Below are 7,711 nucleotides of genomic sequence, written 5' to 3' on the forward strand. Positions count from 1 at the left end.
CGCGGTCCGCCAGGTTGGCATCCGCGCCGGCGTCCAGCAGCAACTGCACGATGTCTTCGTAGCGCGCGCTGCCGTCCCCCATGACGATGGCTTCCAGCAAGGCGGTCCAGCCTTGCCCGTTGACGTGGTCGACCGCGACGCCGGCTTTCAGCAACACTTTCACCACTTCGGTATTGCCATGCTCGCAGGCTGCGATCAGGGCGGTGTTGTCGTAGCCGTCGGTGCTGCCGACGTCGGCGCCATGGGCCAGCGACAACTGCACCACCTCGAGCTGCCCGGTAGCCGCCGCCAGCAGGAACGGGCTGTTGCCCTCGACATCCTTGCGGTTGACGTCGGCGCCAGCCACCACCAGCGCCCTGGCGACTTCCGTATGCCGGCTGTAGACCGCCACCAGCAAGGCGCTGCGGTTGTGATCGTCGGTAGCCTGGGCCGATGCGCCCGCTGCCAGCAAGCGCTTGACCAGTTCGAGATCGCCGACCGAGGCGGCCGCGATGAGGTTGCGGTCCAGCGCGCCGACGCTGTCGTGCGCGGCGGACGGAGAGTGCGCCGAGCCATGCCCGTGCGAGCGCGGTGAAGCCTGTGCCGGACCGCTTCCTGCCGGGCGTGCCGCCAGGCTCGACCCGCCCGGGCCGGCCAGCAAGGCGCCGCCCATCAGCAACCCGGTCAGTCCCAGCACTTCGGCAAGCACCAGGCGGCGAGGGCGGGCGGCAGGGCGTGGCATCCCGGTGGTTCCTGGATCAGGCGATTTCGCTTGCGGCGCGGGTGGCCGCGCCCGCGGCATCCGTATCCTGCAGGCGGCGCCAAAGCCGCCCCAGGTAGGGGTCGTCGACGCCGTTGGTGGCAAGGCCCAGCAGGGTTTGCTGGAGGTACTCGCGAGCCGGGCCGTAGAGCCCGCAGGCATGGCGCAGGCACGCCACCACGCGGTCGTCGGGCAGCCGGCCGGCGTAGGACTCATGCGTGCGGTTCATCACGAAGGCCAGCGCCCGCTGCGGCGCGCTGCCGGCCATCTTCACGTTGAGCCAGCGCGGATGATAAGCCCCGGTGAGCATCTCGCGGCGCCACAGCAGGCGGAATTCCTGCTCGATCATGTGATGGGGAATGCGGAAGACGACGCCATGGCAGGAGCCGCCGCGATCCAGTCCCAGCACCAGGCCCGGGTCGTCCCAGGTGCCCCGGTTGATGCGCGAATAGAGATAGAAGCCGCGGTGGTAGCCGTGCACGGTGGCAAGCCGGTGGTCGGTGTGGACCACCATCGGGTTCCAGATCAGCGAGCCGTAGCCGAACAGCCAGACATCGCCGGCCAGCGCCGGCGAATCCGGGCGCCGGTCGAGCGTGGCGCGCAGCGAACCCTCGAGCGCTTCGGCGGGAAGCAGCGAGGAAGCCACCGGCGTGCTGCATAGAGAAGCACGCAGCCGATCCGTTTCGAGATCTTGTCGGGTGATGGCCATGGTGCAAGCATAATCCAAAGCGGCGCGGCGGGCGGCATGGAAACCACATGGCGAGGAGAAATCTGTGTAAGGTTCCCCACGTTGTCGGCGGCTCGCAACGGTCAGGTTTCGATCGGAGTCCGGCGTGCGCAAGCGAGCGGCGCCGCTGGGAGGCAGGGTGGCCAGGCCTATGCCGCGCTACGAGGTGCCGGGGGGATGGCGGCTGCCGCGCCGGCGCGATATTTCGGCGCGATACTTGACCTGGCAAGGTGGCGGTATCGGCCGACATGTCTTTACAATGCTGGCATCAACCAGGAGATCAGGCTATGGCGCGTACGCTCACGGTGGCCTTCGGCACCGGCAAGGAATTCGGTTTCACCATTGGCGATGCCGAGCTGGCGGCGGTCAGCGAGGATGCCGGCTGGCGCTGGTTCGACCGCGAATACGCCGAGCTCGATTGCCAGGCCTCCAGCCCGGTGGGCAAGGTGCTGGTGATCGACAAGATCCTCAACGTGGCCAAGTTCTCCGGCGAAGCGCGATTTTCCGGCGATGCCGCCTGGGCGCAGGACTATGCCCGCCATGCCGCGCGCCTGCTGGACCGCGACAAGGTGCGGGTCGACGTGGGCAACGCTGCGATCAGCTTTTAGTGCTGGAAGCGCGCCCGGCCGGCATGGCCGGGGCTGGAACGCACAAGGGGCGCCCGCGGGCGCCCCTTGTTGCTTGTTGCCATCCGCGCAGGCGCGCGGGACGGCATGCCGATGGCTGCCGCCCGGGCGGCAGCCAGGCGCTCAGACTGCCAGCAGTTCCACTTCGAACAGCAGCGTGGCGTTGGGCGGAATCACGCCGCCCGCACCGCGCGCGCCGTAGCCGAGTTCGGCGGGGATCACCAGGCGGCGCGTGCCGCCCACCTTCATGCCCTGCACGCCTTCGTCCCAGCCGCGGATGACATGGCCGGCGCCCAGCGGGAACACGAAGGGATCGTTGCGGTCCTTGCTCGAATCGAACTTGCGGCCGGCCTGTTCGTTCTCGTAGAGCCAGCCGGTGTAGTGCACCGTGACATGCTTGCCTGCCGTGGCTTCGGCGCCTTCGCCGGTTACGGTGTCTTCATATTGCAGGCCGGAGGGAGTGGTATTCATGGATGGCTTCCTTGTGCTGTATCAGCGAGGGTCACGGGTTCGGTGCGACCGGCGTTTGCGGTCGCAACGGGCGGATGGGTGATGCGAAAAACACGAAATACACAAAATGCGAAAACCGGGTGGCGCGGCAGGCTCAGCCCGCCGGGCGCTGCAGGACTTCGAGCGTGATGCGGACGTTGTTGTCGTCGTCGCTGACCCAGATTTCACTGTCCTGGATCGTCACCGACAGCCGCATGGCGCGCTGCGCCAGGGCGGCGAGCGCTTCCACTGCCTCGGCGGGCACATTGTAGATGGTCACGTTGCGCAGCTTGCCTGCCTTGCCGGCCATGCCCTTCCACCATTCGCGCGCGCTGGCACCATTGTAGGTGAACACCGTGACACGGTCGGCGCGCGCCGCCGCGCGCTTCAGGCGGGATTCGTCGGGCTGGCCCAGCTCGATCCAGTGGGCGATTTCGCCGGTCAGGGTCTTTTCCCACAGGTCCGGCTCGTCGGGCTCGTCGAGGCCACGGGTGAAGGTAAGCGTGTCGCTGGCTTCGCAGGCGAAGGCCAGCAGCCGCACCATCATGCGCGCGTCGTTCTCGGACGGGTGCTTGGCGATGGTCAGGGCGTGGCTGCCGTAGTAAGGCCGGTCCATGTCGGACACCGACAGTTCGGCCTTGTAGATGGTGGATTTGAGAGCCATGGGAGAAGACTGGGCGCGGCAGAGGCTGCGAGAAGCGAAAGGCCGCATCATACGTGAAACGCGCGGCGCGATCGCGACTGCGCCATGGCCGCGGTCCGCCATGTCTTGCAAGGACGCCACGATCGGCCCGGGAGCGCGCCGTCAGGCGCTGACGGCGCGCAGCGCGATCCCGCTCAGCAGCGCGGCAAAACCCGGCCGGGTTTGCCAGGCTTCCCCTAGCAAGTGACCCGTAGCGGGCAGGTCGATCACCTCGACCCGCTCGGCCAGGCTGGCACGGGCGGCCAGGGTGTCGGCAATGCAGGGTGGAATGACATTGTCCTCGGCGCCGCGCACCAGCGTGATGCGGCCGCGAAAGCGCTCGATCTGCTCGAAGGCCAGCGAGGCGCGCCAGCTGCCGGGCGTGCGCAGCACGGCCGTAAAGGCCGGGCCGAAGGGCAGTTCGAAGGCGGCCGGGTCGTAGGCGGCGCCCACCAGCGTCAGCAAGCGCTCGATCCGGTTGGCCGGATCGGCCGCCATGCGCACGGCGATTTCGCCGCTCATGCTGATGCCGATCAGGGCCCTCGGACCGCTGCCGTCCAGATGCGCCAGCGCTGCTTGCGCTTCGCCCAGGCGCTTGGCCAGCGAGTTGGGCGTGCGGGCGGCGCTTTCGCCGTGGCCGGAAAAATCGATGGCGACACTGCCGACGCCGTGCGCGGCCAGCGCCTGCCGCAGTGCCAGCCAGCGTCCGCGGTGGCTGGTGCCGGCGCCGTGCAGCAGCAGGCAGCTGGCGCCGTTGCCGGCGTCGATGCGGTCCGCGGCCAGCGTTTCGGCGCCGGCCGCGATGTCGAAGCGCAGGGGTGTGCTCATGAATGGCGCGCCGGGGTCCCTGAGGATCAACGCGATTTGCGGTAGTCGCTCAAGTAGTAGCGCAGCAGCGCCGCAGCCAGGTTCAGGCAGAGGAAGGCCGCCGCCACTACCATGGCGTGCCCGGCCGGGCTGTCGAGTTGCCCCGACTGGGCCAGGCCGAGCAGCCAGCTTCCCACCAGCGGGATCAGCAGCGGCACCAGCAGGGCGCGGCGGCCATAGGTGCGAAGCGCCCACGCCGGGAAGGGGCGCAGGAAGTCCAGCGGGATACTGCAGACCAGGCAGGCGCCCGCCGCCGCCAGCGCGGCAGCCACGATATCCCCAGCTTGAATCATCGTCATTTGTGTTCGTTCCCCGTTCGGGCGAAGGCCGGGAGACAGGACCGGCCAAATAGGCAAACCCCTGATTCTACAGAAGAAATCGGTGCTTCAGGTGCCCCCGGGGCGACATCCCGCAGCGCCGCCGGATGCCGGGCGGCGCGGCTGTCACTCCAGCGCCGGCAGCGACGGCGTCGCCTCCACGGACATCGTGAGCACCACGGTATCGCCCACCTCGGGCAGGAAGCGCGTCATGCCAAAGGTGCTGCGCGACAGCACGGCGCGGAAATCGCCGCCGCAGACGTGACGCTTGATGCCGAACAGGGAAATCGCGCCGCAGCTGAACCGCTCCGCCTCCAGCCGCAGCGGCTGCGTGACGCCGTGCAGGGTCAGCTCGCCTTCCACGGCCACCAGCCGGTCGCCTTCGCGTACAAAGCGGCTGGCCTGCAGCCTGACCACGGGGAAATTCTGTGCATCGAGGAACTGGGGCGAACGCAGGATGCCGTCCAGGGTACGGTTGCCGGAATCGACCGAGTCGGCATCCACCGTGAAATCGATCGCGCCGCTGCCGCTGGTTTCGTCGTAGCGGATGCGGCCGTCGATCTTGCCGAAGCGCCCGCGCACCGAGGTCCGCTCGAAATGGCTGGCGGCGAAATACACCGTGGTGTGGGTCGGGTCGACCTTGAAGTCGAGCGGTTCCGCCAGAGCCGTGCCGGGCAGCAAGGACACCAGCAGGCATAGTGAGCAAAGGGCGGTTGGCAGGTGCCGCATAGGGCATATCCTCAGTGGACGAACACCGGCAGCAGGAAGATGCCGATCACGGACAGGAAGCCCACGGTCCAGCACAGGGTGCGCAAGGTGGCGCGATCGGCCAGGTAGCACAAGGTGTACAGGATGCGCGCAGCGACGAAGACCAGCGCCAGTTCGTCGATGCGCGAGGCCGGCGCATGCAGGAAGCTCGCCGAGAGCACGGCGGCGGCGAAGAAGGGGAAGGCCTCGAAGTGGTTGCGGTGGGCCTGGTCGGCTCGCCGGGCGCGCCCGGCCTGCTCTTCCAGCCAGCCGCGCGGGTCGTGATTGTCGTAGCCGCGTCCGCCCGCCTTGGCGATGCCCACCGTCACGACAGGCAGGATGCCTGCGAGCAGCACACACCAGAATGCAATCGGCATGGATATTTCCTTTGCTTGGGGGCAGGCGCCTGGTGGCCGGCCGGACCAGCCGCCGGGCATGCCTGCGGATGGGCTGGCCTCAGGCCGCCACCACCCGAATCTTCACGCCGGGCACGCTGACCACCTGGCCGGCGCGGATCTTGGCGGTCTTGCGCGATTCCACCGCGCCGTCGACCGACACTTCGCCGGCCGCCACCAGGGCCTTGCCGGCGCCTCCGCTGTCGCATATCCCGGCCACCTTGAGCAGGTCGTTGAGGGCGATATGCTCGCCCTCGAGCGGGAAGGTTATGGTTTGCATGGTCCTCGTCTGCCTTGTTCCTTGTTGACTTCGTTTGCCTCGTTCGACTCACTTGCCCCAGCTGTCCTTGAGACCGACGATGCGGTTGAAGACCGGCTTGCCCGGCCTGGAGTCGACGCGGTCGGCGACGAAGTAGCCATGGCGCTCGAACTGGAAGCGGTCTTCCGCGGCGGCCTGCTGCAGGCCGGGCTCCAGGTAGGCGGTGACCGTTTTCTTGGAGCCCGGGTTCAGCGCGTCGAGGAAGTTCTTGCCGCCGGCATCCGGGTTCGGGTCGCTGAAGAGGCGGTCGTACAGGCGCACTTCCGCTTCATAGGCGTGCGGTGCGCTGACCCAGTGGATGTTGCCCTTGACCTTGACGCTGTCGGCGCCCGGCGTGCCGCTCTTGGTGTCGGGCAGGTAGTTGGCGTGCACGGCAATCACCTTGCCGTCGGCGTCGCGGTCCACGCCCGTGCATTCGATCACATAGCCATAGCGCAGGCGCACCTTGCTGCCGGGATTGCCGTCCTTGGGCGCGAACAGGCGGAAGTAGCCCTTGGGCGGCGCTTCGCTGAAGTCGTCTTGCTCGATCCACAGCTCGCGCGACAGCGGGAACACGCGACGGCCCAGCTCCGGCTTCTTCGGGTGCACGGGCGCCGAGCACTCTTCGCTCTGGCCTTCGGGGTAATTGTCGAGGATCAGCTTGAGCGGGTCCAGCACGCCCACGCTGCGCGCGGCGCGCGCGTCGAGGTCGTCGCGCACGGCGCCTTCCAGCGTGCTCATGTCGATCCAGCTATCGGACTTGGCCACGCCGATGCGGTCGCAGAACAACTGGATCGATTCCGGCGTGAAGCCGCGGCGGCGCATGCCCACGATGGTGGGCATGCGTGGATCGTCCCAGCCGTCCACGCGGTTCTCAGCGACCAGTTGCAGCAATTTGCGCTTGCTGGTGATGGCGTAGGTCAGGTTCAGGCGGGCGAATTCATACTGGTGCGGCAGCGGATCGCTGAACACGCCGCATTCGCGCAGCTGCGCCAGCACCCAGTCGTACAGCGGACGGTTGTTCTCGAACTCCAGCGTGCACAGCGAATGCGTGATGTTTTCCAGCGCGTCCGAGATGCAGTGGGTGAAGTCGTACATCGGGTAGATGCACCACTTGTCGCCCGTGCGGTGGTGATGGGCGTGGCGGATACGGTAGATCACCGGGTCGCGCATCACGATATTGGGCGCGCTCATGTCGATCTTGGCGCGCAGCACGTGTTCGCCGTCGGCGTACTTGTCGTCGCGCATGTCGCGGAACAGCTGCAGGTTTTCCGCCACGCTGCGGTCGCGGAACGGCGAGGGCGTGCCGGGGCGCGAGAAGTCGCCGCGGTTGGCGGCGATCTGCTCGGCGGTCTGGCTGTCCACGTAGGCCACGCCGCGCTCGATCAGCTTTTCGGCGAAGGCATAGAGCTGGTCGAAGTAGTCGCTGGCGTAGTACAGGTGAGGCTGCTTGCTGCCGTCCGCGCCGGTGCTGTCCCAGCTGAAGCCGAGCCAGTGCACCGCGTCGATGATGGAGTCGACGTATTCGGTGTCTTCCTTGACCGGGTTGGTGTCGTCGAAGCGCAGGTGGCAGCGGCCGGCGTAATCGCGCGCCATGCCGAAGTTCACGCAGATGCTCTTGGCGTGGCCGATATGCAGGTAGCCGTTGGGCTCCGGCGGGAAGCGGGTGATGACGGTGGGCAACGGCTGGCCCTGCGCATCCTGGCGGCCGGCGTAGGTGCCGGAGGCGAGGTCCTGGTCGATGATGCTGCGCAGGAAATTGGATGCGGCGGGCGTATTGTCGTTGGCTTTGGGGTCGTGGCTCATTTGGGCGCCGATGGGCTG

The 7,711-nt window shown here is 67.7% G+C and carries 11 protein-coding genes; 1 reads left to right on the top strand and 10 read right to left on the bottom strand.

The window, feature by feature from the left end; all coding sequences use genetic code 11:
• Window positions 1–721 (bottom strand): ankyrin repeat domain-containing protein (locus P3W85_RS16290; protein WP_276265540.1); only part of this gene is annotated, 721 nt, incomplete at its 3' end.
• A 16-nt stretch (window positions 722–737) separates the two neighbouring features.
• The gene (locus P3W85_RS16295) at window positions 738–1,448 is read right to left on the bottom strand and encodes a gamma-glutamylcyclotransferase (RefSeq protein WP_017223968.1); all 711 of its coding nucleotides are present in this window, start codon (window positions 1,446–1,448) and stop codon (window positions 738–740) included.
• Window positions 1,449–1,753: 305 nt separating this feature from the next.
• Here P3W85_RS16295 and P3W85_RS16300 point away from each other — a divergent pair, with 305 nt between their 5' ends.
• Window positions 1,754–2,074, top strand: a complete 321-nt coding sequence (locus tag P3W85_RS16300) for a hypothetical protein (RefSeq protein WP_017223969.1) — start codon at window positions 1,754–1,756, stop codon at window positions 2,072–2,074.
• A gap of 141 nt (window positions 2,075–2,215) precedes the next feature.
• On the opposite strand, the gene P3W85_RS16305 is transcribed toward P3W85_RS16300, so the two are convergent.
• From P3W85_RS16305 to P3W85_RS16340, 8 genes are all read right to left on the bottom strand, one after another.
• Window positions 2,216–2,563: an FKBP-type peptidyl-prolyl cis-trans isomerase gene (locus P3W85_RS16305; RefSeq protein ID WP_017223970.1), complete on the bottom strand. Its 348-nt coding sequence runs from the start codon at window positions 2,561–2,563 to the stop codon at window positions 2,216–2,218.
• A 133-nt stretch (window positions 2,564–2,696) separates the two neighbouring features.
• Window positions 2,697–3,245, bottom strand: a complete 549-nt coding sequence (locus P3W85_RS16310; protein WP_017223971.1) for a YaeQ family protein — start codon at window positions 3,243–3,245, stop codon at window positions 2,697–2,699.
• Window positions 3,246–3,386: 141 nt separating this feature from the next.
• A complete protein-coding gene (locus P3W85_RS16315) occupies window positions 3,387–4,091 on the bottom strand; it encodes an alpha/beta hydrolase (protein ID WP_276265541.1) in 705 nt (234 codons plus the stop codon).
• A 26-nt stretch (window positions 4,092–4,117) separates the two neighbouring features.
• Window positions 4,118–4,429: a hypothetical protein gene (locus P3W85_RS16320; RefSeq protein WP_017226281.1), complete on the bottom strand. Its 312-nt coding sequence runs from the start codon at window positions 4,427–4,429 to the stop codon at window positions 4,118–4,120.
• 144 nt (window positions 4,430–4,573) lie between these two features.
• Window positions 4,574–5,176: a YceI family protein gene (locus P3W85_RS16325; protein ID WP_276265542.1), complete on the bottom strand. Its 603-nt coding sequence runs from the start codon at window positions 5,174–5,176 to the stop codon at window positions 4,574–4,576.
• 11 nt (window positions 5,177–5,187) lie between these two features.
• Window positions 5,188–5,571 carry an MAPEG family protein gene (locus P3W85_RS16330; RefSeq protein WP_017226279.1) on the bottom strand — a complete coding sequence of 128 codons (384 nt, stop codon included), beginning with the start codon at window positions 5,569–5,571 and terminating at the stop codon, window positions 5,188–5,190.
• Window positions 5,572–5,650: 79 nt separating this feature from the next.
• Complete coding sequence (locus tag P3W85_RS16335; RefSeq protein WP_017226278.1) at window positions 5,651–5,869, bottom strand: RNA-binding S4 domain-containing protein; 219 nt, start codon at window positions 5,867–5,869, stop codon at window positions 5,651–5,653.
• 48 nt (window positions 5,870–5,917) lie between these two features.
• Entirely contained in the window at window positions 5,918–7,693 is a 1,776-nt protein-coding gene (locus tag P3W85_RS16340; protein WP_276265543.1) for a glutamine--tRNA ligase/YqeY domain fusion protein, read from the bottom strand.
• Window positions 7,694–7,711: the final 18 nt, after the last annotated feature.

The sequence above is a fragment of the Cupriavidus basilensis genome, from assembly GCF_029335485.1.
Classification (GTDB): domain Bacteria; phylum Pseudomonadota; class Gammaproteobacteria; order Burkholderiales; family Burkholderiaceae; genus Cupriavidus; species Cupriavidus basilensis_E.